General features: G+C 51.6%; 24 protein-coding genes and 2 tRNA genes. 5 read left to right on the top strand and 21 right to left on the bottom strand.

Going from position 1 to position 26985, the window contains the following annotated elements; translation table 11 throughout:
• Both C2U68_RS11910 and C2U68_RS11905 read left to right on the top strand, forming a co-directional pair.
• Positions 1-399, top strand: a 399-nt coding sequence (locus C2U68_RS11910) for a Crp/Fnr family transcriptional regulator (RefSeq protein WP_260839327.1), incomplete at its 5' end; no start/stop codon positions are given.
• Positions 400-548: 149 nt separating this feature from the next.
• On the top strand, positions 549-992 hold the full coding sequence (locus C2U68_RS11905) for a DUF2383 domain-containing protein (protein WP_140912697.1): 444 nt from the start codon (positions 549-551) through the stop codon (positions 990-992).
• Positions 993-1089: 97 nt separating this feature from the next.
• On the opposite strand, the gene C2U68_RS11900 is transcribed toward C2U68_RS11905, so the two are convergent.
• Together C2U68_RS11900 and C2U68_RS11895 are read right to left on the bottom strand one after the other, a co-directional pair.
• Positions 1090-2205, bottom strand: a complete 1116-nt coding sequence (locus tag C2U68_RS11900) for a DUF1207 domain-containing protein (protein ID WP_260839326.1) — start codon at positions 2203-2205, stop codon at positions 1090-1092.
• Positions 2202-2810 carry a BON domain-containing protein gene (locus C2U68_RS11895; RefSeq protein WP_140912696.1) on the bottom strand — a complete coding sequence of 203 codons (609 nt, stop codon included), beginning with the start codon at positions 2808-2810 and terminating at the stop codon, positions 2202-2204. Before C2U68_RS11895 ends, C2U68_RS11900 begins: the two co-directional genes overlap by 4 nt.
• A 322-nt stretch (positions 2811-3132) precedes the next feature.
• On the opposite strand from C2U68_RS11895, the gene C2U68_RS21615 reads away from it, so the two are divergent.
• Positions 3133-3255: a hypothetical protein gene (locus C2U68_RS21615; RefSeq protein WP_260839325.1), complete on the top strand. Its 123-nt coding sequence runs from the start codon at positions 3133-3135 to the stop codon at positions 3253-3255.
• Between the two features lie 634 nt (positions 3256-3889).
• Positions 3890-4459 (top strand): hypothetical protein, encoded by a 570-nt coding sequence (locus tag C2U68_RS11885; RefSeq protein ID WP_140912695.1) that lies wholly within the window; start codon positions 3890-3892, stop codon positions 4457-4459.
• Between the two features lie 86 nt (positions 4460-4545).
• Here the strand turns inward: C2U68_RS11885 and C2U68_RS11880 are convergent, their stop codons facing one another.
• The 4 genes from C2U68_RS11880 to C2U68_RS11865 form a co-directional block, all read right to left on the bottom strand.
• Positions 4546-5406: a transglutaminase N-terminal domain-containing protein gene (locus C2U68_RS11880; protein ID WP_140912704.1), complete on the bottom strand. Its 861-nt coding sequence runs from the start codon at positions 5404-5406 to the stop codon at positions 4546-4548.
• 83 nt (positions 5407-5489) lie between these two features.
• Positions 5490-5744 (bottom strand): DUF1207 domain-containing protein, encoded by a 255-nt coding sequence (locus C2U68_RS11875; RefSeq protein WP_260839329.1) that lies wholly within the window; start codon positions 5742-5744, stop codon positions 5490-5492.
• A gap of 395 nt (positions 5745-6139) precedes the next feature.
• Entirely contained in the window at positions 6140-8338 is a 2199-nt protein-coding gene (locus C2U68_RS11870) for an EAL domain-containing protein (RefSeq protein ID WP_140912694.1), read from the bottom strand.
• Entirely contained in the window at positions 8313-10949 is a 2637-nt protein-coding gene (locus C2U68_RS11865) for a chemotaxis protein CheB (RefSeq protein ID WP_140912693.1), read from the bottom strand. The genes C2U68_RS11870 and C2U68_RS11865 overlap by 26 nt, the downstream gene beginning before the upstream one ends.
• A gap of 130 nt (positions 10950-11079) precedes the next feature.
• Here C2U68_RS11865 and C2U68_RS11860 point away from each other — a divergent pair, with 130 nt between their 5' ends.
• Positions 11080-11400 carry a hypothetical protein gene (locus C2U68_RS11860; RefSeq protein ID WP_140912692.1) on the top strand — a complete coding sequence of 107 codons (321 nt, stop codon included), beginning with the start codon at positions 11080-11082 and terminating at the stop codon, positions 11398-11400.
• 137 nt (positions 11401-11537) lie between these two features.
• Here C2U68_RS11860 and C2U68_RS11855 read toward each other — a convergent pair whose 3' ends face one another.
• The 15 genes from C2U68_RS11855 to C2U68_RS11785 form a co-directional block, all read right to left on the bottom strand.
• The gene (locus tag C2U68_RS11855; RefSeq protein ID WP_140912691.1) at positions 11538-12194 is read right to left on the bottom strand and encodes a hypothetical protein; all 657 of its coding nucleotides are present in this window, start codon (positions 12192-12194) and stop codon (positions 11538-11540) included.
• Between the two features lie 129 nt (positions 12195-12323).
• Positions 12324-14144, bottom strand: coding sequence for a restriction endonuclease subunit S (locus C2U68_RS11850; protein ID WP_140912690.1), 1821 nt, complete (start codon positions 14142-14144; stop codon positions 12324-12326).
• Between the two features lie 182 nt (positions 14145-14326).
• The gene (locus C2U68_RS11845; RefSeq protein WP_140912689.1) at positions 14327-15796 is read right to left on the bottom strand and encodes a type I restriction-modification system subunit M; all 1470 of its coding nucleotides are present in this window, start codon (positions 15794-15796) and stop codon (positions 14327-14329) included.
• On the bottom strand, positions 15793-18141 hold the full coding sequence (gene hsdR, locus C2U68_RS11840; RefSeq protein ID WP_140912688.1) for an EcoAI/FtnUII family type I restriction enzme subunit R: 2349 nt from the start codon (positions 18139-18141) through the stop codon (positions 15793-15795). The genes C2U68_RS11845 and hsdR overlap by 4 nt, the downstream gene beginning before the upstream one ends.
• A gap of 212 nt (positions 18142-18353) precedes the next feature.
• Positions 18354-18430: transfer RNA gene (locus C2U68_RS11835), tRNA-Pro, on the bottom strand.
• Positions 18431-18477: 47 nt separating this feature from the next.
• Positions 18478-18831 (bottom strand): MerR family transcriptional regulator, encoded by a 354-nt coding sequence (locus C2U68_RS11830; RefSeq protein WP_054761637.1) that lies wholly within the window; start codon positions 18829-18831, stop codon positions 18478-18480.
• Positions 18815-19114, bottom strand: coding sequence for an integration host factor subunit alpha (gene ihfA, locus C2U68_RS11825; RefSeq protein ID WP_064023451.1), 300 nt, complete (start codon positions 19112-19114; stop codon positions 18815-18817). The genes C2U68_RS11830 and ihfA overlap by 17 nt, the downstream gene beginning before the upstream one ends.
• Positions 19114-21489 (bottom strand): phenylalanine--tRNA ligase subunit beta, encoded by a 2376-nt coding sequence (pheT, locus tag C2U68_RS11820; RefSeq protein WP_140912687.1) that lies wholly within the window; start codon positions 21487-21489, stop codon positions 19114-19116. The genes ihfA and pheT overlap by 1 nt, the downstream gene beginning before the upstream one ends.
• A gap of 15 nt (positions 21490-21504) precedes the next feature.
• Positions 21505-22524 (bottom strand): phenylalanine--tRNA ligase subunit alpha, encoded by a 1020-nt coding sequence (pheS, locus tag C2U68_RS11815; protein WP_140912686.1) that lies wholly within the window; start codon positions 22522-22524, stop codon positions 21505-21507.
• Positions 22525-22655: 131 nt separating this feature from the next.
• A complete protein-coding gene (gene rplT / locus C2U68_RS11810) occupies positions 22656-23018 on the bottom strand; it encodes a 50S ribosomal protein L20 (RefSeq protein WP_140912685.1) in 363 nt (120 codons plus the stop codon).
• Between the two features lie 33 nt (positions 23019-23051).
• Positions 23052-23249: a 50S ribosomal protein L35 gene (gene rpmI, locus C2U68_RS11805; protein WP_054761633.1), complete on the bottom strand. Its 198-nt coding sequence runs from the start codon at positions 23247-23249 to the stop codon at positions 23052-23054.
• A 140-nt stretch (positions 23250-23389) separates the two neighbouring features.
• A complete protein-coding gene (gene infC, locus C2U68_RS11800; protein WP_140912684.1) occupies positions 23390-23914 on the bottom strand; it encodes a translation initiation factor IF-3 in 525 nt (174 codons plus the stop codon).
• 21 nt (positions 23915-23935) lie between these two features.
• A complete protein-coding gene (thrS, locus tag C2U68_RS11795) occupies positions 23936-25843 on the bottom strand; it encodes a threonine--tRNA ligase (protein WP_140912683.1) in 1908 nt (635 codons plus the stop codon).
• A gap of 49 nt (positions 25844-25892) precedes the next feature.
• Positions 25893-25969, bottom strand: a tRNA-Val gene (locus C2U68_RS11790).
• An 83-nt stretch (positions 25970-26052) separates the two neighbouring features.
• Positions 26053-26976: a hypothetical protein gene (locus C2U68_RS11785; protein WP_140912682.1), complete on the bottom strand. Its 924-nt coding sequence runs from the start codon at positions 26974-26976 to the stop codon at positions 26053-26055.
• Positions 26977-26985 lie beyond the last annotated feature (9 nt).

Below are 26985 nucleotides of genomic sequence, written 5' to 3'. Positions count from 1 at the left end.
TTTTTGGGGCCGGCTCTAATAGCCCAAACCGCAGCCTGTAATCGCCACCATTCCATTTACCAACAGCTAACCCGCTGGTTGCTTTTAAATCTCGACCGGCAGTCTTCCAACGAGATGCGGGTAACCCACGATCACATTGCCAATATGCTCGGCGTACGTCGGGAAAGCGTTACCGACGCTGCCGGAAAACTGCAACAAAAAGGCCTGATTACATACAGCAGAGGCCATCTCGCCGTCTTGGACCGCTCCGGCCTGGAAGCGCAAGTCTGCGAGTGCTACAGCGTGATAAAGACCGAATTCGATCGGCTCATACCCTGTTTAGCGGCGGCAGCCGCAACCGCTATCGATTTGGCGCCAAGCGCTTCGAACCATCGGAGTACGCGGATAAACCGCCTCTGAAACATCTCTAGCTATGCGATCTATTCCGGTAAACGCTGTGCGGCACCGTACCGACTTTCGAGCGGCCGTATCATTAAATGTTTGCCGGCACAGTCGACCGATCGGCTCTTTGATAATCACCCCGAAACCCATCATCCGGGAGTTTTAATATGTCTCACCTTCAATCAATCGGCAGTTTGCTACAAAATGAATTATCCGCGGTAGAAACCTATCAACAGGCCTTGAAAAAGTACCGGAAACAGACTGCACAGGGCGAACTGGTGTTTTTAATGTCGTGTTACCAGGAACATAAGGCCGCGGTTTCAAGCTTGCAGAGTAAAATTCAACAACTGGGCGGCATATCCGTTCGAGATTCCGGAACCTGGGGAGCCTGGGCGAAAATAGTGATGGCCGGCGCTATTTTGTTGGGCAAACCAGCGGCGCTAAAGGCATTGCGCGAGGGCGAATTGACCGGCTTGGAAGAATATGAAAAAGCATTGCTGGATCATGGATTGCCAGCGGAAATTCGTTGTTTGATCGAAACCAAGCTATTACCCGCCCAGCACAGGCATATGCGGGCTTTGGACAGCCTATTGAATGCAGTAATGGCCTAGATTATGGCCGTTTCAGATATATCGGCCGGCAAACGCTCATATTCCGCTAAACGAAGCCCACCGCTATCGGTGCGCTTCGTATGCTTATACAAACTCGCTAAAAATGGTAATGCGCCCCCAGACCGACGTATTCCACCTTGTCCTTGTAAAACTGGCCGCTGGGCGTGTATCCATTGAAATATTCGATCATGAGCTGTAATTTTCGGCCCAATACTTTCGAATTATCGAACTCAACGCCGGCCCGGGCCGAGATATCGGTACTCCAGTTATTCTCCTCGTAATTCTTGATGTCCGCGGCAATGATCGGGCGCATGGCCGCAAAATCCAACCGCCACGGGCTTCTAAATTCGATGCCGTATTGGGCCGACCATTTTTTTAACGCGGCAGGCTCCCTGTGAAATAGGCCGGCACCGCCGCCGTAAATCCTGACACCGTAAGGCAGTTCATACGATAGCTTCAAATCCACACCTTCATAACTGAGATTGACCCGTTCGAATTTGGTGTCGAGCTTGCGCAGTAAAAATTCGTCGCCCAGATGCGAGCTTTGGTGATACAGCCGGCCGAACGCGGAAAATTGGCCAGCCCGGACGCTGGAATACAGAGATGCAATAAAGTCGGTATTGACCAAGTCCGACGACGAAGCGCCCAGATTGAAGTCGCTAAACACGCCGGCTTGAATGCCGGTTTCCCACTGCGCTGTGGAATGGCCGAAGTTAGCCCGATAAAACGGTATGGTTTCGCCGAAACTCACCGACGCAATATCGCGGCCGTCGAAATTATGGCTTTGGTAGTTACGGTAGGCCGCGGAAAAATGCGCCCAGCGCGGATCGGCCAGCAAAGGCTTGAATAAATGGCCTGCCGGTAGCAATCCGGTCGGCATCACCAAACTATCCACGCTGGTTACCGCCTTGCCGTCACCCGCCACCCGCGCTTGCGGCTCGGAGATTTCGGCAATTTTGACGGCATTGACCCCCGGAATCTCCGACAATGTCTTACTGGCGGCGGTACGTTCCGAATCGGACAAATTGGCCGCCGGCAAGGTAATCACACCATCCTTTACTACCAATGCCGGCAGATCGAGCTTTAAATCGTGCTTCAACGCGGCAGCGGCATACCCGGCTATATAGGCATCATCCGCCGTGCTAGCCTGCGCCAACGACGTAGCAACCAGTAACCCCCCCGCCAAGGTTTTCAGTCGAATAGAATTCATCATTGTTTACTCGGTACGCTGGGCTTCACCAGCAGTTCGCTTTGTACCGATTTCACGTGTTCTTGGCTGTTTACCAGACCTATCGCTCTGCCGACCAGTTGCTCGGAATCGACGGTACCTCGCAGGGTGACTACGCCATTCACGGCGGTCACCTCGATCGGCGCCAATTTCAGAAAATCATCGCTTAACAGCTTTGTCTTGATTTTGGCGGAGATCATGGCGTCATCGAGATAGCCTCCGGTCGCGTTCGCGGTGTCGGTAACGGAGTCCTTCGCGACTGCCATTTGTTTCTCGGTTTTGCCGATGGCTTGGTCAATTTGCGTTCCGGCTTCATCCAGAGCTGCCTTGGCATTTTGCGCGGATTGATCCAGATACTCGCCGGTTGTTTCCGCCTGCTGTGCAACCGAATCCTTAGCTGCACCGAGTTGCTGACCGGCTTTATCGGCCGTTTGTTCGATCGCTTGGCCGGTGGTGTCGACCGCCTTGTCGATTTTTTGCCCGGCCTTTTCCGCCTGGCCGTCCGGTTGGCAAGCCGTAATACCTAGTGCGACGAATAAGTAGCCAAGGATCGATAATTTTTTTTGCACGTGGCGCTTGATGATCTTCATGGGGAAAGGTCCTTTATTTTGGTCTGTTTGAAATGGCTGCAATCGGCATTGCAGAAAAAATTGCAGAAATGCCGTTGGCGGTCTGCTGAAAACTCGTCCGGATTCTAAGGACAATGCCGGACGCGGTCTGTACGCTATCGAACACAAGAACACGCCCCAGTGACCGCAACGGTATGCCCCAACCCAATGAATTAATTCGGTTTGAAGGTTGTGGTCGGGCTTCCTTATGGTGAATACGAAGCGATAGCTACCAAGGCCAGTTTAAGAACTAACTCGAGCGCGGATCGTCGCTCGAAACCATCACCCAGCAGGAGTCAAGGCCATGAAGTTTCTTGCCGTTCATCCCAGTCCGTTGATGTACCCCCAGGTATTTTTACGGCGGGAACCACTCGGTTTGGAGCGGGTTGCCGATACGCCCGCCGCGGCGGTTGCCGGCTACGTCTGATCGATTTGCCGGTGGAATCGCATCAAGACTTGAACCGGCTGCGGGATGACTGACAACCCGATATCGTGGCCTTTTCATTGATTGATCAGGCGAATGTGACGGAAGTGATCGATTTGACCAAGGCCGCAAAAGACCGCTTGCAGGCCAGCTTGGTGTTTATCGGCGGCCATAGCGCCTGGTTCACCGCCGAGGAATTGCTGGAACACGTTGCGATCAACATCATCGCCGATACCGACTGGGATCGGGCGCGATTCAAAGTCATCCGGGAATGGTGCAAGGACGTACCAGGCAGTTGGCGGACAAGCAAAGCCGGTTCACACCCGCGGCAATCCGTTCAAAAGCCGTGCGCATCCGCTCCTGATCGGCGGGGTCCTGCCTTTCACGCCGCTGGGCAGATTATTTCCGCTTCGTGTCGCCACCGACCCGATTTTATGTCATTCTGGCGACGCCGGTGGCTATCTTTAATAGCGGCGGAACTGGCCAAACGGGGGTTCTATCGCTGGAATAAGCCTTTCAAAAAACCAAACCACCCTTGCCTTGGGTCGATTTCGCCTAAAAATCCCGCGTGAAAGGAAGCTCGCGTGCCGACTTGCTTAACCACGGAAACAATACTTCTTTACCACGAGGGAAAACCATGCAACTTGACCAACAAGAACTTCAGGTTAGTCCGTACAAGCGCCACTTCAGCATTGAAGAAACCGTATTTATCGTCATGATGATGCTATCGCTATTGGGCATCGTGATTACCGACTTTTCCCAGCACGATGGCTACGGCTACTGGATGTTCATGGTGTTGGTGTTTGGCGCGCTTTCGATCTTCGTTTCCTGGTTGCAAGCCAAAACCCTTGAAAACGACATCCGGGAAATCGTCAGAATTCAGGGCTTACACTGGCTGCAAACCTTACTGATCGTCGGCGCATCGTCCTTGTTAAATAAATCGGGCGATATATCGGAAATTAGCGCCAGTCTGGTGATTCTATTGATATTGTCATTGGCAACCATGCTGGACGGCATGCGGATAGGCTGGCAATTCAGTCTGCTGGGTTTCTACCTCGCCGCCTGTGCCGTGCTCGTAGCCTACGTCAATGCATTTATCTGGGCGTGCAGCGCGTTGGCTTTACTGGTGGTGGCAGGCACCCTGCTTTGGGGCTACTGGATACGCGCCGCCCGGATACTCGCTTCCAAGATCATCGCCAAACGTTAAAGCGCTATTGCATCAGCACCGTTTTCCGCTTGGGTTTTATGCGTTAACCGCGACTCGTCGAGTAAAGCAGGTGTCCAATATAGCCGCTATTCCTGTATTTCCGTGACCGAGACCGCCACTTCCATCTGCGGAAACTGCATGCGATTGGCGACAAACGAACCGGACACCGGCGGCACCGATTCCGGATGCCGACCGACGGCTACGGCAATGTGATCGTTCCCCACTACCCTACCCGTCGTCGAGTCAAAACCTTTCCATCCGGCCCCCGGTAAATAAACTTCTGACCAGGCATGGGTTGCACCCGCCATCGGCAGTAAACCGGGCGAATATTGGTAGCCGCTGACAAATCGCGCTGCCAGGCCCAAGTAGTGGCATGCCTCAATGAATAAGGTGGCAAAGTCGCGACACGAACCCGCTCTGCTCGTCAAGGTCAACAGCGGTGATTGAACCCCAGGTTGATCGCGGGGCAAATGACGAAAGTCTGAGGCTATGGCGCGGTTGATTCTGTCAAGCAAGACATAAGTTTCCAGAACCTGGCCCGGTCGCCAGATTGATCGCAACCATTCGCCCAGCTGCGGATCGGGGATAAAAATCGGGATCAGATAAGGACCAAGGTCGGTATATTCGGCGGGATCGTAAACAAAGGGATAAAACACGGCACGATCCGCTACCAGAAAATCCAGCGGCTGGTCGTCGTAATGCTGAAGGACAACCCAACTGTCGATGGATAAGCAATTGCCGGGTTCGGTAAAATTGACCAGAGCGACGGCATTGTCGTAAACGTCGCGTTGCCATTGCAGACGGTGATTCGGTTGAATCGTCAGCCGATTCGATTCGATGTGAATATCGTGGCCTTCGCGAGGCCGCAACAATAATTTGTGCGGCAAAAACGTCACGAATTCGCTGTACTGATAAGTCGTTACGTGCTTGATTTGCAACCGATGCATCACGCTCACTGACCGCAACCTCCCAATACCGACGATAACACCCGCTCGACCAGGGCACTTTACCAACGCGCCCGGTTTCCACGCTAAAAAATGATATTGCACTCCCGAACCGACATATTCCACCGTGTCATGATAGAACCGACCAGTCGGGGGGTAACCGTTACGTATTCGACCAGAATCTGCAGTTTGCGTCCCCGTAACTTTGACTTATCGAAATCGACGCCGGCGCAGACCGATATGTCCCTACTGCGGCTGTTTTCATCGTAATGCTTGATGTCGGCGGCAATGACGGGACGCATCGGCGGGAAATCCAAACGCCAGGCACGTTTAAATTCGATACCGTATTGGGTCGACCATATTCTCAGCGCCGAAGGTTCGCGGTGAAATAAGCCACCACCTTATATCGTTGAGAATCGTGCCGAGTTTGGCGTAACTGCATGCGACAGAGAAAAGCCTATGGTTGGGCAACCCGGCTACTTAAAAACTCGTTTCGATTTTATGGACTAGACCAAGCACGGTCTGTACGCTGGCAAACATTCGGTTGCTGCGATACACGTGGATATAGACATATCCGTAGTGTCGTTAACCATCTTGCAAACCGAGCGCTAGCGAAGTGAGGACTTTCAACGATCGATTTTTTCAGTTCAGATGTTGGCCTACCGGCCAACGCCGGATTGACTTAGACCACTTATCTGTCAAGAGCTGGGTAGTTTAAAGCCCTCTATTGCAGGATTTAAAACAACTTCTCAAGTGCCTCGGCCGTCACTGCTTTCGAAAAGAAAAAACCTTGCCCATAATCGCAACCCGCTTTTAACAGCAAGCAGCGCTGCTCCTCGGTCTCCACACCTTCGGCGATCACCTTCATGCCCAGGATGTGCGCCATCATGATAATGGCTTCGCACAGAGCCATGTCGGTGGAACCGGCAGTCAGATTGGAAACAAAAGCCCTGTCGATTTTCAAAAAATCAATGTGGTATTTTTTCAGGTAAGACAAAGACGAATAGCCGGTTCCGAAATCATCCAGCGATGTTTGCATGCCGGCGTTTTTAAACGCCGCCAGTTTTTCGGCGACGATGGTAGAGCCATCCAACAATAGCCCCTCGGTAATTTCCACCGCAATGCAACTGCCGGGTAAACCCAAACGCTGCAAATGCTCGAACCAGTCGGATAATTTGTCGCTATTGCTGTGAAACTGGGCCGGCGATTTATTGATGCTGATCTGAAATTGGTCGTAATAGTTCATGCGCCAGTTCCAAACCTGTTCCGCTACTTGATGAAACACCCAGGTGCCGATCTCATTGATCAGACCGGTTTCTTCGGCGATAGGAATGAATTCGGTGGGCTCGATCGGACCGCGGCGAGGATGTTGCCAGCGCACCAGTGCTTCGGCTTTAAGGATTTTGCCGGTAGCCAGTTCCACGATCGGTTGATAAGCGACCCAGAGTTGCTTGTCGGCCAGTGCATGGCGTAAATCGTTGGTCAGGCGCAAACGGCTCTCCGCGCTGGCTTGCATTGCCGGAGTAAAAAAGCAAAAACGGCCGCGGCCCAGTTTTTTTGCGGCATACATGGCTTGATCGGCCTTTCTCAGCAACTCATCCAATGTCTCGGCATCGTCCGGATACAAGGCAATACCAATGCTGACCGATACATAGCAACGCTCGTCCTTTAACTGGAACGGTGCCATCATCGTTTGCAGCAATGCTTGCGCCACTCTCTCGATACTGTTTAAGTCTTTCAACTCGCCCATGATCAGCGTAAATTCGTCTCCGCCCGGCCGCGCCAACGTATCGGTTTCGCGGATGCAGCTTTTCAGGCGCAGGGTGGTTTCCTCCAACAGGCGATCGCCGACATCGTGTCCCAAAGTGTCGTTAATGTCTTTGAAATGGTCCAGGTCCAGAAACATCAGTGCCATTTTTTGACGGGTACGATGCGATTTATTGATGGCCCGCTGCAAGCGGTCGAGAAACAGGCGCCGATTCGGCAATCCGGTCAGCGGGTCGATATTGGCTTGTTTGCTGATGATTTCTTCGGCGCGGCGCTGCTCGGTAATGTCGGAAGACATCGCGACCCGCCGGACCGGCAGGCCATTTTCGCCATATACCGTGCTGATCGATAAGCGTGCCAGAAATTCTTCGCCATTTTTCCGCCGGTTCCATATTTCTCCTTGCCACTGCCCAGTGGTATTCAGCGAGTGCCACATGGCCTGAAAGAATGCGGACTCATGCCGGCCCGACTTCAATAGCGAGGTCGATTGGCCGATGGCTTCTTCGGCGGAATAACCGGTCAATTTAGTAAAGGCCGGGTTGATAGCCACAATGCGGTTGTCGGTATCGGCCACCATAATCGCTTCTTCTATCGCCAGATAGACAGTTGCCGCCAATTGCAGCTCTTGTTCGGCTTGTTTACGTTCACTAATATCCACCATCGCTGCCAGACAACTCTTTCTATCCGCATCGGCAATCGCTTCGATAGATACCCAACTCGACTTGCCGCCGGAATCCAACACGATCTCGCAGCGCTCGGCACCGGGATTGCAAAATACGTTTTCCATAAAGCGGTTAAAAACCGGCCTATGCTCGCCGACAACAATATTGGCAAAACGCCGCCCGACCAAGTTGGAACGGGCGGCGCCCAGTAAACGTTCGCCGTTGAAATTAGTCTGCTGAATACGGCTGTCGCTTCCCAGGGTAAAGTAGGCTATCGGTGCAAAATCGAATAGTTCGGCATAGCGTTCTAAAGCATGTTCGGCGATGGCTCGAGCTTCGCGCAAGGCCTCGTTTTGCATCTCCAATTCGATCTGATGCACTTGTAATTCGTGCAATAAACGGTGTTGCGGTTCGCCAGTGACATCCGGACCGGTGTCGGCCAAACGCCGTTCCGCGGATTGGCGAAATTCCTGATTACTATCAGGCAAGTCTTTCCAGTTCTTCATGACGGCACCTTAATTCGGCTTCTAGCTTTTTTGTCTCGGAGATATCAATAAACGTAATCACCACGCCGTCTATCAAATTATCCTGTGTGCGGTAAGGCATGATCCGCACTTTAAACCAGCGTTCGTCGCCGGCTCTGACTTGTTTTTCGACGAAAATCAGCGTGCGCAGCACGCTCTGGGCATCCTGATGCAATTCGGGATAATCCAGCTCGGTGACAATGTCGGACAATGGCCGCCCAACATCGCTGGCAATCAGATTGAACAAATGGCTAATATGGCTGGTAAATCGGCGGATATTCAACGCGCTGTCCAGGAACACCGTGGCGATTTCCATGCTATTCAACAGATTGTCCATATCGTTGCTGGCCCGCGACAAGTCATCGACCTTGTCCTGCAGTTCGGCATTGACGGTTTGCAATTCCTCGTTCAGTGACTGCATTTCTTCTTTGGAGGTGGTCAATTCCTCGTTGGTGGACTGCAATTCTTCATTGGTCGATTGCAACTCTTCGTTAGCCGACTTCAGTTCTTCCTGAGACGTCTGCATTTCTTCGCGCAAGTTGTGTAAATCTTCGTGGCTTTGTTGCAACTCGGCTTCCAGCAGTTTCTGCCTGGCATTTGGCGATTTGCGCGAGGCTATGGCGGCGGGTGGCGTGGCGACATCTCGAAACACGACGAAAGCCATGCCGGATAAGGCTGCGGGCTTGGTTATAGTCTGTACCGTAAGGTTAATGATCTGACGGCCGCCATTGGTGTCGATCACGAGCTCCGGCACATGCACCGGCTCGAGTTGGCCGCGGGCTTTTTTCAACGCGCCAATCAATTCATACCGCAAACCTTCGCGGGCCATGGCGTGGATATTCCAATTGGCCTTGCCGGCCGCCGGCTCCAGATATTTGCCGGTACGGCCGTTAATGTAAAGAATGTCGCCATCGGCATTGACCAGCACCGCTGCCGGGGCAAAATGTTGTAACAAAAGTTGATCGGCCAAGGTCTGAAGATCGGGTATGGACGGGGTCTGGTTGGATTCTTCGACCATCGCCGTTACCGGAAAATATTTGGTCGGAAAATCGACATCCAACGGAAATGGATTGCCGATGCGCCTATATAAGCGAGATTTGTTGTCGATTACGCTAAACAAGTGGCTGGCGTTGCCGATGGTTTCGGCGTTACCCAGCAACATAATGCCGTGATGGGTTAGCGCGTAGTGAAACAGCAGAATCAGCTTTTTCTGCAGTTCCTGGCTGAAGTAAATCAACAGGTTGCGGCAGCAGAGCAAATCCAGCTTGGTAAACGGCGGGTCCATGATCACATTGTGAGAGGCGAAAATCACCATCTCGCGAATTTCCTTATTGATTCGATATCCTTCGCCGTCGAGGGTAAAGAATCGGCTCAAGCGTTCCGCCGAGACGTCGCCGCCAATATTGGCCGGATAGAAGCCCTGCCGCGCCTTGTCGATGGCATCCTGATCCAGATCGGTAGCGAAAATTTGCAGTCTATAAGGCTGTTTGCATGGGCTTGCCGCGAATGCTTCCTTAAAGACGATGGCCAGCGAATAAGCTTCCTCACCGGTGGAACAAGCCGGCACCCAGGCCCGCAAGGGTTTGCCGGCCGGATATTCCGCCAGTAACGTCGGAATCGCACCGGTCTTAAGCGCCTCCCAGACGGCCGGGTCGCGAAAAAAATGGGTAACGCCTATCAACAGTTCCTTGAACAACAAATCCTGTTCTTGGGGAGTCTGGCGCAGATAGCGTACATACTTGGCGATGGTGTCGATCTGGTGCAAGCCCATCCGCCGTTCGATCCGGCGATAAATGGTATTTTTTTTATACAGCGAGAAATCGTTGCCGGTACGTTCGCGCAATAGGATGACGATTTGGTCCAGCGCGCTTTGGTTTTTTAGATCCAAACTGCATTCCGGCGCGGCAGGCAAACCTCGCGGATTGTGTTTGAGATACGCCAGAATCTTGTCCCACAGTTGCGCGGGGGGAGCAACGATATCGGCCAAACCGGCATCGATGGCGCTCCGCGGCATCGAATCGAATTGGGCCGATTCCGGCGCTTGCACTACCGCCAGTCCGGCGTTTTCCTTGATGGCGCGCAACCCCAATGTGCCGTCGGAGCCCATGCCCGACAGAATCACGCCAATCGCCCGTTCCCGCTGGTCGTCGGCCAAAGCCCGGAAAAATGAGTCGATCGGTAAACGCAAGCCTCGCGGAGCCTGCGGTTCCAGTAGATGCAGCCTCCCATGCAAAACGGATAAATCTTTGTTGGGCGGAATGACATACACCCAGTCGGCCTTGACTTTCATCCGATTGCGGGTCTGAATCACGGTTAACGGGGTAACCCGCTGCAATAATTGCGGCAGCATGCCCTGATGGTCCGGATCGAGATGTTGAATTACGACAAAGGCCACACCGCAGGCCGGTAAGACGCGGCCAAAAAATTGTTCGAGGGCCTCCAATCCGCCTGCCGATGTCCCTATCGCAATGATCGGCGGCACATTATCGGTATCGGTGCGCGTTTTGCCGCTACGAATTTCGGGTACGGGGTTCGAGGGGGCGACAACCGCCAGAGAACTGGAGCCAACATTGGCCTCGTTAGATTTAACCATTTTTCAGCGCGCTTAGATTGACTGGAAAGCAAAGAATCACATCTTTACATTTTGCCCTGCCTAAACGTCCATGTTTTTAAAGGTTTTTAGAGAGTAATCGCAATAAGTTAATTCTAAGAAATGTAATGACGTGGCTTTACCGCAGGCGAATTACCTCCCTCAATCGATTGAAAATAACACCCTCATAGGCTTAAGTCGGTTCGCTAACGCACATCTGCGTGATGTCTATCCGCCCACCAAAACATTCCATAGCAATATCATTTATAAAGATATTCGCATTGGTCATACCAACAAAAAAGGCATTTTGCCAGGGGATTTCCAACAGGCTTTTAGTCGCTATCATCGTCTTTCCACCTCGTTATCTTTGACTCACCGACAGCCCAAAAACGGCGCGGCTTCCAGCATCACAGATGAAAAAGGCCAAACGCTACACGCGACAAGCGCCCAGTAAAGCCAAACGATTGTCGCGGATAGAAGCAATGTTGCGGATGTTGAGAGATTTTAAGACGGGAGCCCTAACTCAAAGACGATGGCGGTGGGCTTGGCGGGCTGCTCGGCGCGAAGCAAGGCGTTGACGATTTGTAAGGCTTACTCCAAGCCCGCGCCGAAGGCTTGTTCCAGTAAGCGGTCGTAATGGGTGGTCCTTACCGTATCGCCGCACAACTCGGCCAAGCGCCAAACTGCATCCGGAACCGTGCCGTTTTTGCCGAACACGTTCCTGATCTCGGCAACGAAAACCTCGCGACCGCGTTTGGCCTCGATGTCGGCGATGATGGTTTCAAATTCACCGGCGGCCAGCAGGGCTTCGATGTGCTCGCTGGCGATATTGGCGGTTTTGCCTTGCTGACGCAGATGATCTTGCCAAGTGGGGAAGCGGCCACCGACCGATAACCCGGCGCCGACGAACGGTACCACCTCGCCCTTGGCCATTTGCAGCAACAGCTGTTCGAAATGTTCGACATTGTGCTCGAACCAGTGTTCGTCGCCAGTCAAAGGTTGCAAATAGTCGCGGCTGAGGATTTCCTGGCGGCGGTTGGTTTTGTATTGCTCAAAGGCTTGGTCGTATTGGGCTTTGTCACCGGCAAACAGGGCTTTGGCCGGTTGCGACAGGTTGTCCAAGCCCAAGTCGGCACGCAAACCCTGGGCGTCGTCGCTTTCCTCCAGCCAGGTGTTGAAGTCGGCGTAGTGGTCGAAGAAATGATGCTGGTCATGGTCGCACGAGGAAACCGGGCGCTTAATGGTCATTGGGTGACTCATTTTGCAGATGCAAAGCAAATTCCCTCTCCCTCTGGGAGAGGGTTAGGGTGAGGGGAATAAATTGGATGATCACCCTCACCCCGGCCCTCTCCCAATGGGAGAGGGAGAAATACCCGCTCAGGCGACGGCTTGCTCGACAATCGCATCGGCGAGCTGGAGTTGCGTGGTTTGCGCGGCGGCGATGCGGGCTTTGAGGGCGTCGCAGAGGGCCATCAGTTCGTCGACCTTGGCGACTATGCGGTGTTGTTCAGCTACAGGAGGTACTGGTAACCATATTTCCCTAATTGTTGCCATTGATAAATTTGGCTGGGCAGTGGACTTAATAGACTTAAATATTTCCTTGCGCCCTTCCGGGCTATTTAAAAATACATTAAGAAAATCTGGACTTAGGTCTGCAAAGGGTTCAGCTTTTGCAACATTTGGAGCTAAGTGCCATCTGTTTTTCTCGTTAAAAACACAAACGTCACCAATTCCAGCTCCAATAAACGTAATCAGCAAAGCCGCTTTATCTAATGCGCTTCTAGGCAGATTAGATGACGTATCTAGGTCAATGTATTTTAAATTTCGTTTATCCAAATTGAATGGTCTTACGTTTTGGGCGCGAACAACAGGAACATCTCCATGATCTTGAAGATTGATGTGGTTTGTATACTCAAACCCTGCCAATTTCGTGACAAATGACAAGTCGTTTAATAACTTAAACATCCATGAGTCTGGAATCCTTATGCTCGGCACTGATTCAGTTTCGATATTTTTAGAACGTTGAATTTCTTTGCGCTTTACACGATCGGCCTCATCATCTTTTATTCTCCTGATTAGCTGTGTAACTGGTTCATCATTCGAGTCTTGCGGCACCAGTTTGCCCATGACAGCAAGTTGCAGGAGGGTTTGTTTGAGTTGGTCGATGCTGGCTTCGGTGGTGAATAGGGTGTCGAAGTGGTCGGCGATGCGGCTCCAGGCTTGCTCAAATTCGGCGGCATCGGCGGCTTGCGTCAATGTATCGAGCAGGGTTTGCACCAGGGTTTGATGGGCGGCGATGTTATCGGTTTGCTGCCGCTCCAATTGATCGCACAGCGCCATCAATTCATCGACTTTGGCGACGATGCGGTGTTGTTCGGCGAGCGGCGGTAATGCCAAAACTATGTCTTTGATTTGAGCGGTACTTAGATTTGGAATCGCACTACCCATTGACTTTGCTAAGTTTTCTTGGATTTTTGTTGTTAATGGGTAGTACAAAAACCTGCTGTAACATATAAAAGGCGAAATCTTTCCTACCCTTTGGTTTAAATAAAAAGCTTCATCTGTATAGTTAAAGCCTAATTTACCTGTAGTAGCACCAGACATGGCAATTACCATTTCGCCATTTTTTACGACAAAAGCATCACCTAATCCATCAACAACACTCTTATTTACTCTCGACATCGATTCAGTGGTGATTTCCCCATTTTGAATATCTCCAATTTTAACGATACCAATTCCTTGATCGGAAAAATCACTGCTTTTAAAAGCATAACCATTTACAAACTCGCATATTTCTCCAAGTCGACACCATATCCAACCATGAGGCAAGTCAAATGTCATTTCATCAAAGCTAATTTCATCCAGTGGCTTTTGGGTTTTAATTTCCCCAGCAAGGACTAACTTATTTTTTAAGTCATTAATTTGGTTTAGCAAATCATTCGCTGGCTCATCATTCAAGTCTTGCGGCACCAACTTCCCCCGCACCGCCAACTCCAAAATCAATTCGCGTAGTTTTTTAATGCCGTAAGCGGTGTACTTGGCGTTGCGGGTATTGGTTGGGTTCCCCTCACCCCGGCTCTCTCCTTTATGCCCTATAGGGTGCGTTGGAGAGGGCGTTGTATTGCCCCGGCCTGCGCTGCTTTTGCTGGCGATGGCGGAAGTCCAAAGGTCTAAATGTTGGCTGATTAAATCGGTCATTGGGTTTGTGACTGTTCGGAATTCCATTAAGTGATCTGTTTGGTATAGCCTGCCCCCTCTCCAGCGGGAGAGGGTTGGGGTGAGGGGAAATTTAAAATAATGTGGCTTCAATCATTGCGGCTTCGCATTGATTTAACACACCCTCACCCTAGCCCTCTCCCAGTGGGAGAGGGGATTTATTGTTAACGTTGCAAGGCTTGCTGCAGCACGGCTTTAAGCTGGTCGCGCAGCTGGCCGATTTCCTGTTGTTGCTGGGCATAGCGTTGCAGCAGTTCGTCCGGGTCGTGGCTGATTTGTTCACCGACGTGCGGGTTTTTGATGTCCAGGTTGTAGTTGCGGGCTTTGATCTCTTCAATGGACACCGGCCAAGCTTGTTCACTGGCTTTGCGGCTGGCGTAGCCGTCGGCGGCGTTGCCCCACCAGTCGATTTCGGTTTGGAATTCTTCAAAACGCATCGGCTTGGTTTTGTTGTAGCTTTTCACGCCGTCCGGGTAAGGGTGTTCGTAATACCAGACGGTTTGCGTCGGCGTGCCTTTGTCGAAAAACAGGATGTTGGTTTTGATACCGGTGTAGGGGTTGAACACGCCGTTGGGCAGGCGGACGATGGTGTGCAGGTTGCATTCGCTCAGCAGGCTTTCCTTGAGGCGGGTTTTCATGCCTTCGCCGAACAAAAAGCCGTCCGGCAACACCACGGCGGCCCGGCCCTTGTCTTTGAGCAGTTTGATGATCAAGGCCATGAACAAGTCGGCGGTTTCGCGGGTACGGAACTGAGCTGGAAAGTTGTTTTCGATGCCGTCTTCTTCCATGCCGCCAAACGGTGGGTTGGTGATGATGGTATCGACGCGGTCGGCGTTGCCGTAGTCTTTATACGGGCGGCTGAGGGTGTTGTCGTGGCGGATGTTGGTGGGCGTGTCGATGCCGTGCAGAATCATGTTGGTGACGCAGAGCATGTGCGGCAGGGCTTTTTTTTCGACGCCGCGAATCGAGGCTTGCAGGGTTTGTTCATCCTGTTCGGTTTTGACGTATCGTTCGCGTTTGTGGTCGATACTACAGCTTAAAAAGCCACCGGTGCCGCAGGCCGGGTCGAGTACGGTTTCGTGCAATTGCGGGTCGATGCGGTTGACAATGAATTGGGTGACCGCGCGCGGGGTGTAAAACTCGCCGGCGTTACCCGCGCTTTGCAGGTCTTTGAGGATTTGTTCGTAAATGCTGCCAAAGGTATGGCGGTCGCCGCTGTTGTTGAAGTCGATTTCGCCGATTTTGTTAATGACCTGGCGCAGCAGGGTGCCGGATTTCATGTAGTTGTAGGCGTCTTCGAACACGTCGCGCACGACTTGGGCGCGTTGGCCGGCGGGGCCATGCACGGGAAGATTTTCCTTAAGGGTGGGGAATAATTCGTTGTTGACGAAGTTTGCCAAGTCATCACCGGTCATGCCTTCCGGGTCTTGCGCCCAATTGCGCCAACGCAGGTGCTTGGGCAGTGGCGATAGGTAGTCGTCTTCGATCAGTTCCAGTTCTTGTTCGCGGTCATCGAAAATCTTTAAAAAGAATAGCCACACCAATTGACTGATGCGCTGGGCGTCGCCATCGACGCCGACATCCTTGCGCATGATGTCTTGGATGGATTTGATGATGCCGGAAACGTTGCTCATGCAGTTTGGTCCTGTTTGTACAATTCTTGTTCTAATTCTTGAATGGCGGTTTCGTATTGGTCTTTGCCGCCAAAGACTTTATTGATGATTTCGACTGGCGTGCCAATGTCGCTAAACGGTTTGAGCTTGAGGACTTTGGCGCTCTCGATGGTACTGATGCCTTCATCGGCGTATTTTTCCAACAAGGCATTCAGCACGGCGCGGGCTTGCTCGCCGTATTTGGTGAAGTAATTGCGCTTTTTGACGTTGTTGGCGCGTTCCTTCCGCGTCAACGGCGGCTGGTCGTAAGCGATGTGGGCGATCAGGTCGAAATCGCCGTAATCCTTGCCGACTTCGGCGGCCAGGTTATCCAGCACGATGCCGTAATCTTCCAGCAGGTCGATGATGGCTTGTTTTTTCTTGGCGCCGTGCCAGCGTTGCAGAAACTCGTCCAACGAGGCGAATTCGGACTGAATCTGTTTGCGGGTGAAGTCGCGGTAGGATTCGGTAATCAGGGTGCCATCCGGGCCGAGGTATTCGACGCGCTCGGCGATGATTCTGACCGGCACGCCACTGACGCGGACTTTGTAAACGCCGGTTTCTTCGTTGACTTCGTCGCCGTCTTCTTCGTCTTCAGGTGCCGGATCGGGCGGCACGGGATCGTCGTCATCGTCTGGTTCGTAGATGACTACCGGTTCACCGTCGAAATCAGGATCGCGGAACAGCTCGGTGGCTTTTTTGAAGTCCATGATGGTGAAGAAAAACTTGCCGAATTCTTCATCAATGCGGGTGCCGCGACCGATAATCTGCTTGAAGGTGGTCATCGAGCTGATGGTTTTATCCAGCACGATCAGCTTGCAGGTTTTGGCGTCGACACCGGTGGTGAGCAGTTCCGAGGTGGTGGCAATGACCGGGAATTTGCTTTCCGGGTCGATGAAGTTGTCCAGCTCGGCTTTGCCTTCCAGGCTGTCGCCAGTAATGCGCATGACGTATTTGGGATTGTCGAGTGCGAGTTGCCCGGCCGCATTGACGATGGCGACGCGCATGCGTTCGGCGTGGTCGATGTCTTCGCAGAAGATTATGGTTTTGGCGTAAGGGTCGGTTGCGAGCAAATATTGCATCACGCGCTTGGCAACCAGTTTGGTGCGTTGGTTGAGCACCAAAATCCGGTCCATGTCCGCGCGGTTGTAGGTGCGGTTTTCGATGGCCTTGCCAAGGTCGTCGGTCATGCCGGGCGGCGGCGTCCAACCCTGGATGTCTTTGTCGATGTCGATGCGCACTACTTTGTAGGGGGCAAGAAAACCGTCTTCGATGCCTTGTTTGAGGCTGTAGGTGTAAACCGGTTTGCCGAAGTAATCGGTGCTGGAGACGTATTTGGTTTCTTTGGGTGTGGCGGTCAAACCGAGCTGAATGGCGTCTTTGAAATAATCGAGGATTTCCCGCCAGGCCGAATCGTCGGCGGCGCTGCCACGATGGCATTCGTCGATGACGATCATGTCGAAAAAATCACGCGAGACGTTTTTGAAAATTTTGTCTTCTTCCGCCGGGCCGGTGATGGCTTGATAGAGGCCGAGATAAATTTCGTAAGCAGGATCGAGTTTGCGGTTTTTGATTTTGGTCATCACCGAGCCGAACGGTTTGAAGTCGTTGACCAGGGTTTGATCGACCAGAATGTTACGGTCGGCCAGAAACAGGATGCGCTTAACCTGCTTGGCCTTCCACAAACGCCAGATGATCTGGAATGTAGTGTAGGTTTTGCCGGTGCCGGTGGCCATGACTAACAGCACACGCTTTTGATGGTTAGCGACGGCTTCAATCGTGCGATTGATGGCCTCGACTTGGTAATAGCGCGGTTCTTTGCTGTTGCTGTCTTCGTAGTAGGGTTGGATGACCAGTTTTTCGTTTTGGTCGGTTATGCCGCGAAATTGCTTGTAGCGCTGCCAAAGCTGCTCGGGCGGCAAGAATGCATCGAGCGCGAATTCGGTTTCGATGTCTTCGGTTGGCTTTGGCGTTTTATTGTGGCCGGCGAAAGCGTCGCCGTTGGAACTAAAGGCGCTAGGGACTTGCAGAATCTCCGCGTAGCCCAGGGCTTGTTGCAGGCCGTGACTGACGGTGTGGTTGTTGTCTTTGGCTTCGACGACGGCCACCGGGACGCCGGGTTCCCAGTACAAAACGTAATCGGCGAATTTCTTCTTTTTCTTGTTGCGCGAAGAGATATTGCCGCGAACGACTATCGGACCGGGGGTCAGGGTGACTTCGCGGCGGATTTGTTTTATGGCGTCCCAGCCTGCATCGCGTATAGCCGGGGTGATGAAAAGGTCGCAAATGTCGGTTTCGCTAAGGGCCTTTTTATCTTTACTTTCCATGAATTAGGAATCCTGTCTAACGAATTAGTTAGCAGAATAGTATAACGTTAGAATCGCCCAATTCCGAGATTGCTTGATAATTTGGCAATCAGATCATTCAATTTTCCCAAACCGACCAAACGGCAAGGAAAAAAATTTGTTGTACCGGATGTTGTACCGAAATGGCATTTTTGATAAATACAGCAATGGCATATTTTATAAACCATTGTGATTGGTCGGGACGGCGGGATTCGAACCCACGACCACTTGCCCCCCAGACAAGTGCGCTACCAGGCTGCGCTACGCCCCGATTTTGAATAAATAGTGAAAATCATTTTACCATGATTTACGAGCGCGCTATTTCAATAGCTCCAAAATATCTTCCAGCTCGCCTATCATTTGATGGATTAATTGCTTCGTGCGCAGGCTATCTTCCTTAGCGCTACCGCTCGCCAGATGGGCTCTGGCACCACCGATGGTATAGCCTTGTTCGTAGAGTAAGGCACGAATTTGGCGGATCAACAGCACATCGTGACGCTGGTAATAACGCCGATTCCCGCGTCGCTTGACCGGACTCAGCTCGGTAAATTCTTGCTCCCAATAGCGCAAAACATGAGGTTTCACACCGCATAAATCACTGACTTCGCCAATCGTGAAATAGCGCTTGGCCGGAATGACCGGTAATTCGTTATTATTACTGGGTTCCAGCATAAGCTTCCACTCGAGCTTTCAATTTTTGCCCTGTTCTAAAGGTAACAACCCGACGCGGCGTGATCGGTATTTCCTCGCCGGTCTTCGGATTGCGGCCGGGACGGCCATTTTTATCCCGTAATTCAAATTTGCCAAAACCCGATATTTTGACTTGTTCACCGCTTTCCAGACTTCTTTTGATTTCGTCGAAAAACAGCTCTACTATTTCTTTAGCTTCTCGTTTATTCAAGCCGAGATCTTCAAACAACTTTTCTGCAATATCTGCTTTCGTTAATGCCACAATCACTCCCTCAATTTTGCATTCAGTTTAGCCGTCAAAGTCTCCAACACCCTGCGAAATATAGCATCAATTTCGGCATCGGTAAGAGTTTGCGAAAAATCTTGCAGTACCAAACTCAACGCCACGCTTTTGCTACCCTCGGCCACACCCTGCCCGCGATAGACATCAAAAATCGACACATCACGAATGGATTGTTCGCCAGATTCAGCGATACAAGCAATAATCGCATCAGCGGATACAGCTTCCGCCACCAACAAGGCCATGTCTCGGCGTACCGACGGAAATTTAGACAAGGGACTGAATTTGGGCACCTTGCGCTGCAAAATTGCATCCTGGTTCAGTTCGAACAAAAACACCGAGCTATCGAAGCCCAGTTGTTTTTGCAATGTCGGATGCAACATTCCCAATAGACCAATCGTTTCTCCATCCTGGTTGAAGATGCAAGCTGTCTGCCCAGGATGCAATGCCGGATGCTCCGCTGCCTTGAACACCGCAACGCTGCCGGTAAGGCCGAGCAAGGCTTCCACATCGGCTTTCACATCAAAAAAATCGACTTTCCGAGACTTCTCGCCCCATTGCTCGGCATTCAGGTCGCCAAGTGCTATGCCTGCAAGCATCTTTTGTTGCCGAATCGCGCCGTTTTCATAGCCAAACCGCAGGCCAGTCTCGAACAGCCTCACCCGACTCTGCTGCCGATTAATGTTGTATAGCGCAGCGTTCAACAATCCGCACCACAGGGTGGTACGCATCACCGCTAACTCGGATGAAATCGGGTTCTGGATCCGAATAAATTCATCATCCGGCGCCACCGCTTTTTGCATCGCTTCATCCACAAAGCTGTAGGTGATGGCTTCCTGATAACCACGATCAACCAGACCATCCTGCAATCGATCCAACCCTAGCACCGACTCCGGTGCTTTACCCAATTCAGTACGCATCAATAGATGACTGCTGGGCAAGTTGTTATAGCCATATACCCGGCCAATTTCCTCGAGCAGATCTTCCTCGATTGCGATATCGAAACGAAATGCAGGCGGTGTAATTTCCCACCCGTCTGCGCAAGGCTCGACCCGCATACCCAAACCGCAGAATAGATCACGAACTTGCGTGTCGCTATATTGGATACCCAAGACCTTTTCGATCTGAGAACTACTTAATTTGACTGCCAAGCGGGCCGGCAAGGCTTCAGTGTTAATAACTTCCGTCACTGGCCCCGGTCTGCCGCCGGCAATTTCCAATATCAATTGCGTCGCGCGCTCGATGGCTCGACGTTGCAAATTAAAATCGACACCGCGTTCGAAACGGTGGGAAGAATCGGTATGCAACCCGAACTGTCTAGCCTTGCCTGCGACGCTGATTGGATTGAAAAAAGCGCACTCCAGGAAAATATCGCGAGTCTCGGCAAACACCGCGCTCTCTTTGCCGCCCATAACGCCAGCCAGAGCCAACGCCCGATGTTGATCAGCGATGACTAAGGCCTCGCCATCAAGTTCTATGGTCTGATCGTTTAACAACGCCAATGACTCACCGGCTCGACTGCGTCTGACGACAACGGGCGCCGTCAATTTATCGGCATCAAATGCATGCAAAGGCTGACCAAGTTCAATCAGCACATAGTTGGTGACATCGACCACCGGGCTGAGACTGCGGATCCCGCTACGGCGCAAGCGCTCCTGCATCCAAAGCGGCGTCTGTGCGGCTGAATCGATACCCTTGATCAAACGCCCCAAATACGCCGGGCAAGCTTCCGCAGAGTGGACTTGAACGTCCAAGGTCTGCTGATGTTGCGGTTCGATGACGACGGAATCGTCGGACGGTAACGTCAAACCATTCAATACTGCGACCTCGCGCGCCACACCCACGACGCTCAAGCAATCGGCGCGATTCGGTGTCAAGCCGAGCTCAATCACGTTATCGTTCAGTAGTAGATATTCGCGTATGTCTTGACCTATCGGCGCATCGGTCGGCAGCTCCATCAAACCTTCGGAAGTGGTAGCTAAACCCAGTTCCTTTTCGGAACACAACATGCCAAACGACAACTCACCGCGCAGTTTGGATTCCTTGATTTTGAAATCGCCCGGCAGTACCGCACCAATTAGGGCGGCCGGCACCTTTAAACCCGGCCGAACGTTGCTGGCTCCGCAAACAATCTGCAGCGCTTGCTCTTGGCCGACATTGACTTGGCAAACCTTCAGTTTATCGGCATTCGGATGTTGGACGGTTTCCAGTACTTCAGCCACTACCACACCGCTAAAATCGGCAGCAACCGGAGTGACCGCATCGACTTCGAGGCCGGCCATGGTCAATTGCGCAACCAATTCGGCAGTGGCGATAGGTGGATTGACCAGCTCCCTTAACCAGGCTTCACTTACTTGCATGATTCCAATCCACCGTTACCTAAACTGTTGTAAAAATTTCAGATCGTTTTCGAAAAACATCCGCAAGTCGTTAATACCGTAACGCAGCATGGCTAGGCGCTCGACCCCCATGCCGAATGCAAAACCGGAATAGGTTTGATGATCGATACCCACGGATTTGAAAACTTCCGGATGAATCATGCCGCAGCCCATGACTTCCAGCCAGCCGGTTTGACTGCAGACGCGACAACCTTTACCGTCACACATTACGCACTCGATATCGACCTCAGCCGAAGGTTCGGTAAATGGAAAGTAAGACGGGCGAAAACGAACTTGAATGTCTTTTTCAAAAAATGCGCGTAAGAATTCAAACACGACGCCTTTCAAATCGGCAAAGCTGACATCGGTATCGACTAAAAAGCCCTCGACCTGATGAAACATCGGCGTGTGCGTCAAATCCGAATCGCAACGGTAGACTCGGCCGGGCGCAATCACTTTTAGTGGCGGCTTCTCGGATTCCATGACCCGAATTTGCACCGGCGAAGTGTGAGTTCTTAGTACCGTATGCGCGTCGAAATAAAAAGTGTCATGCATCGCACGCGCGGGATGGTGTGCGGGAATGTTGAGCGCGCCGAAATTGTGATAGTCGTCTTCAATTTCCGGCCCTTCCACCGCGTTGAAGCCGACGCTAGCGAAAATTCTACTAATCCGCCGCAGGGTAATAGTAACAGGATGCAAACCGGCGGTGGTTTGTCCGCGACCGGGCAGAGTCACATCGATAGACTCGCTCGCTAACCGAGCAGCCAGCTCTGCACTTTCTAAAGCGAGCTTACGCGTCTCGAGAGCGTGTTGGAAAGTGTTTTTGGCATCGTTGACAACCTGTCCAGCGCTACGACGCTGCTCCGGATCCATGCTAGCCAACTCTTTCATTTGCTGGGTGAACAAGCCTTTTTTACCCAGATAGTTGACCCGAACCTGATCCAATTGACCTAGATCCTTAGCCTGTGCAAGCTCATCTAATGCCTGCTTAACGATATCTTCGATATTAGCCGACACGACTCAGCTCACTTTTGTCTGTAATTGATGGGATTTCCCAAGCGATGGATATCCGCCGTCGAAAGGCGGAACTCCCCGCATAGCGGGGAGGATGCGTCAAAACGGTTTCTAAAACCGAATTTGAAAGCAGCTTACGGCTTGCTCTGGTTGGCGATTGCTACCTTTGCAATCTCGCCGAAGGCTTGAATGTCGCGTACGGCCAAGTCGGCCAGTACCTTGCGGTCGATAGCGACATTGGCTTTAGTCAAGCCATTGATTAAGCGGCTGTAGGAAATGCCAAATTGGCGGGCCGCAGCGTTAATCCGCACGATCCACAAAGCGCGGAATTGGCGTTTTTTCTGCTTGCGGTCGCGGTACGCATATTGACCGGCTTTGATGACCGCTTGTTTAGCAACCCGATAAACCCGGCTACGGGCACCGTAGTAACCTTTAGCCAGCTTTAAAATCTTTTTGTGTCTTGCTCTAGCGGTAACACCGCGTTTTACTCTAGCCATTTTTCAATTCTCTCTGCAATGTAATTTAGTCGATCAACTGTATGGCAGCATGCGCGCTACCAATGGCGTATCTGACGGATGCAGGATGGCTGTTTTACGCAGTTGTCTTTTCCGTTTCGTGGTTTTTTTGGTCAAGATGTGGCGTTTGTGCGATTGTTTGCACTTGAAACCACCGGTCCCGGTTTTCTTAAAGCGCTTACCGGCGCCACTATGGCTTTTCAATTTTGGCATTTGTTTTCTCCAATGTTAAAAATAAAGTCCCTGAGCAAAAACTCAATCAGGCAAAATGCTCGGCCCAACCGAATTTTTTCGGGTAAAACCCGATCGGCGCTGCAATCCGGCAACGCTGTACCGTTTAAAAAACGGCAAAATTATTTTTTCTTTTTCGGCCCCATCACCATGACCATTTGCCGGCCCTCCAGCTTGGGGAATTGCTCGACCGCGGCCAACTCTTCCAAATCGGTTTCGATACGTTTCAACAGATCCATACCCAGTTCGCGATGAGTTAGTTCGCGCCCTTTAAACCGTACGGTGATTTTGGTTTTATCGCCTTCGTTGAGAAATTTGATCAAGCTACGCAATTTGACCTGATAGTCGCCCTCTTCGGTACCCGGTCGAAATTTGATTTCCTTGATCTGGATTTGTTTTTGTTTTTTCTTGGCGGCCTGGAGCTTTTTATTTTGCTCAAACTGGTATTTGCCAAAATCCATGATTTTGCAAACAGGAGGATCGGCGTTGGGTGAAATTTCGACCAGATCCAGGTTCGCATCATAGGCAAGCTGCAAAGCTTCGTTTATTGATACAACCCCAACTTGTTCACCTTCAGCGCCTATCACCCTTACCCGTCTGGCGGTAATCTCGGTATTTAAGCGCGTTGCATCTTTTTTAGAGCTGATACCCTATCCTCCAAGTTGTTATTATTTTCGATCCGCAATCTGCTTTCTCAAACGTTCGCCAAGTTCGCCAATTGACAGACTTCCCAGATCCTCGCCCTGCTGGGTACGCACACTCGCAGTTCGAGTTTCCAATTCCTTGTCGCCGATAATCAACAAATACGGGACACGCTGCATGGAATGCTCGCGGATTTTAAAGCCTATCTTCTCGTTTCTCAAGTCAATTTTGGCCCTAAGACCTTGTTTTTCAAGTTCTAGGCGAACCTGCTCGGCATATTCGGCATGACGATCGGTGATATTCATGACCATGATTTGCACCGGACTCAACCACAACGGAAAGTTTCCGGCGTATTGCTCGATCAAAATACCGATAAAGCGCTCTAACGAACCCAAAATAGCCCGATGCAGCATCACAGGGGTATGGCGCGCACTGTCTTCACCAATGTAACAGGCATCCAACCGCTCCGGCATCGAAAAATCGACCTGGATGGTACCGCACTGCCAAACCCGACCGATGCAATCTTTCAGCGAGAACTCAATCTTCGGACCGTAAAAGGCACCTTCTCCAGGCTGCAACTGCCATTCAAGGCCTCTATTGTTAAGCGCCAACTCCAAAGCACTCTCCGCTTTATCCCATACCGCATCGGCGCCGACCCGATTTTCAGGGCGAGTCGATAACTTAATGATCACTTCGTCGAAACCGAAGTCCTTATAAACTTCGAACAGCAAATCGATAAAAGTCGATACCTCAGATTGAATCTGATCTTCAGTGCAGAAAATATGCGCATCGTCCTGCACAAAGTTCCTAACCCGCATCAGACCGTGCAAAGTACCCGAAGGCTCGTTACGATGGCAAGAACCGAATTCAGCCAGGCGCACCGGCAGGTCACGGTAACTTTTGATGCCTTGATTGTAAATCTGGATATGACACGGGCAGTTCATCGGTTTCACCGCATAATCCCGATTTTCGGAATGCGTGGTGAACATCATCGCACTGAATTTATCCCAATGCCCGGATTTCTCCCACAAAGTACGGTCGACAATTTGCGGCGTCCTAACTTCGCCATAGCCGTTCACCCGCAACTTCTCGCGAATGTACTGCTCCACTTCTTTGTAAATCGTCCAGCCCTTGTCGTGCCAGAACACCATACCCGGCGCTTCCTCCTGAGTATGAAACAAATCCAAAGCCTTGCCGATTTTGCGATGATCGCGCTTTTCCGCCTCTTCAAGACGGTGTAGATAAGCAGCCAATTCTTTACCATCACCCCACGCGGTACCGTAAATCCGCTGCAACATTTCGTTTTTCGAATCACCCCGCCAATAGGCGCCGGCAATTTTCATCAACTTGAATGCTTTTAGCTTACCGGTGCTCGGCACATGGGGGCCGCGGCACAGGTCGGTAAATTCGCCTTGCCGGTAAAGCGACAATTCCTCTTTTGCCGGAATCGAAGCGATAATCTCGGCCTTGTATTTTTCACCCAACGCACTAAAGAATTGCACCGCTTCGTCGCGAGCCATCAAAGAACGCTGCACCGGCATATCGGCTGCAGACAATTCCTGCATTTTTTTCTCTATCGCAACCAAATCGTCGGGCGTAAACGATCTCTCGTAAGAAAAATCGTAATAAAAGCCGTTTTCTACGACAGGACCAATAGTAACCTGAGCGCTGGGAAACAACTGCTTAACGGCTTGCGCTAACAAATGAGCAGTGGAGTGACGAATAACGTCTACGCCTTCCTCATCCCTCGCGGTCACAATTTGCAGGGTCGCATCGCCCTGAATCAGATAGCTAGCATCAACCAGCTTACCGTCGACCTTGCCAGCCAAGGTCGCCTTAGCCAGCCCGGTACCGATAGACAGAGCCACATCCATCACAGAAACTGCATGGTCGAATTGACGCTGAGAGCCATCAGGCAGAGTTATCACTGGCATTTTTGGATTCCACAATAAAAAAAGCACCGTCGTGCGGTGCTTAGTATTTTGGTAGGCGCGAGTGGACTCGAACCACCGACCCCCACCATGTCAAGGTGGTGCTCTAACCAACTGAGCTACGCGCCTAAAGTCTTGTCGTTCGAGCCGTGCATTATAACGACGTTAAATTTTTGTGCAAGCGTTTTCTGCCAATCCGCTTTAATCCCGACTTACACCGTAGCAGAGACGATAGTACCTGAGCCGGCCGGTGCCGAATTCTGATGCTCGGTGTCACCCTTAAGTTTGTTCAAAAACTCCAACAATGAAGGTTTCGCGCCACCACTGCCACTATCCAAAAGATTTACCAGACGATCGAAATCCTCCCTTAGAGACTTAAATTGATCGGAACTTGCCTGACTCCCGTCACTTAAAGCCACAATCAAGTTGTCCAAGTTCGCGGAAAAATTTCGATAACCGTGCCAGCCGACCGAGCGAGATCCATAGTCATCACCTTTGCCGCCAGCTCCGGTATTTGCAGCATCTGCAACTTGCACGAGCGCTCGCCGCAACTCGTGTAAAAAGCCGTGTAGTGCCTTAAACACATCGCCGCGAGCATACTGAGTCGAAGCATCATCCGTTGTGACCGGCGCCGAGCTGGAAGCCGAATCGGTCAAAACTTGGTCCGCAGACTCAGTACTGGTCGTGGTCGACGCATTCGCCGTCGCCGCGTTATTCGACAATTGCGGAACCGTATCAACCCCACTTGCATGGTCGCCGGACGCTGCATCAGCCTTCAATCCAACATCCTGTCCCGAGCGAGATTGCGTCAATACTTGCCGCAAATCCTGTAGAAATGTCTTTACCAGTTGTCCTATATCGGCAGCGTTTCCTTCGTCCCGCTGGTTTGATCGATCCGACTCATGATGGTTGTCAGCATTGTCGTGAGGAAAACTCAACCCCAAACCCTGGAATGCGTGAACGACGCTCCGCATAAAATAACCGCCGCCATGGTAGCGATGGCCATCCGCGCCGGGGGAGTCCGTAACTATTTCGGGCTTCGTCGCTTCCGGCTTCTCAGCAGCGCTTGCAGCAGAAACAGTGATAGTGGTCTGGGAAATATACAGCGATGCTGAAATTGAATTGATTGTAGCCATGAACACCCC

This window comes from Methylomonas koyamae, assembly GCF_006483455.1.
GTDB classification, from domain to species: Bacteria; Pseudomonadota; Gammaproteobacteria; order Methylococcales; family Methylomonadaceae; genus Methylomonas; species Methylomonas koyamae_B.
This window is presented reverse-complemented; position numbering and strand designations above follow the sequence as displayed.

Bases quoted from the DNA above. Each gene is read 5' to 3' on its own strand.
- thrS (WP_140912683.1), bottom strand. From the start codon at position 25,843: ATGCCAGTGATAACTCTGCCTGATGGCTCTCAGCGTCAATTCGACCAT.
- C2U68_RS21615 (WP_260839325.1), top strand. From the start codon at position 3,133: ATGAAGTTTCTTGCCGTTCATCCCAGTCCGTTGATGTACCCCCAGGTA.
- C2U68_RS11845 (WP_140912689.1), bottom strand. From the start codon at position 15,796: ATGAGCAACGTTTCCGGCATCATCAAATCCATCCAAGACATCATGCGC.
- C2U68_RS11855 (WP_140912691.1), bottom strand. From the start codon at position 12,194: ATGACCATTAAGCGCCCGGTTTCCTCGTGCGACCATGACCAGCATCAT.
- C2U68_RS11850 (WP_140912690.1), bottom strand. From the start codon at position 14,144: ATGACCGATTTAATCAGCCAACATTTAGACCTTTGGACTTCCGCCATC.
- C2U68_RS11900 (WP_260839326.1), bottom strand. From the start codon at position 2,205: ATGATGAATTCTATTCGACTGAAAACCTTGGCGGGGGGGTTACTGGTT.
- C2U68_RS11865 (WP_140912693.1), bottom strand. From the start codon at position 10,949: ATGGTTAAATCTAACGAGGCCAATGTTGGCTCCAGTTCTCTGGCGGTT.
- pheT (WP_140912687.1), bottom strand. From the start codon at position 21,489: ATGCAAGTAAGTGAAGCCTGGTTAAGGGAGCTGGTCAATCCACCTATC.
- C2U68_RS11885 (WP_140912695.1), top strand. From the start codon at position 3,890: ATGCAACTTGACCAACAAGAACTTCAGGTTAGTCCGTACAAGCGCCAC.
- hsdR (WP_140912688.1), bottom strand. From the start codon at position 18,141: ATGGAAAGTAAAGATAAAAAGGCCCTTAGCGAAACCGACATTTGCGAC.
- C2U68_RS11905 (WP_140912697.1), top strand. From the start codon at position 549: ATGTCTCACCTTCAATCAATCGGCAGTTTGCTACAAAATGAATTATCC.
- C2U68_RS11785 (WP_140912682.1), bottom strand. From the start codon at position 26,976: ATGGCTACAATCAATTCAATTTCAGCATCGCTGTATATTTCCCAGACC.
- C2U68_RS11870 (WP_140912694.1), bottom strand. From the start codon at position 8,338: ATGAAGAACTGGAAAGACTTGCCTGATAGTAATCAGGAATTTCGCCAA.
- rpmI (WP_054761633.1), bottom strand. From the start codon at position 23,249: ATGCCAAAATTGAAAAGCCATAGTGGCGCCGGTAAGCGCTTTAAGAAA.
- rplT (WP_140912685.1), bottom strand. From the start codon at position 23,018: ATGGCTAGAGTAAAACGCGGTGTTACCGCTAGAGCAAGACACAAAAAG.
- C2U68_RS11830 (WP_054761637.1), bottom strand. From the start codon at position 18,831: ATGCTGGAACCCAGTAATAATAACGAATTACCGGTCATTCCGGCCAAG.
- C2U68_RS11895 (WP_140912696.1), bottom strand. From the start codon at position 2,810: ATGAAGATCATCAAGCGCCACGTGCAAAAAAAATTATCGATCCTTGGC.
- C2U68_RS11880 (WP_140912704.1), bottom strand. From the start codon at position 5,406: ATGCATCGGTTGCAAATCAAGCACGTAACGACTTATCAGTACAGCGAA.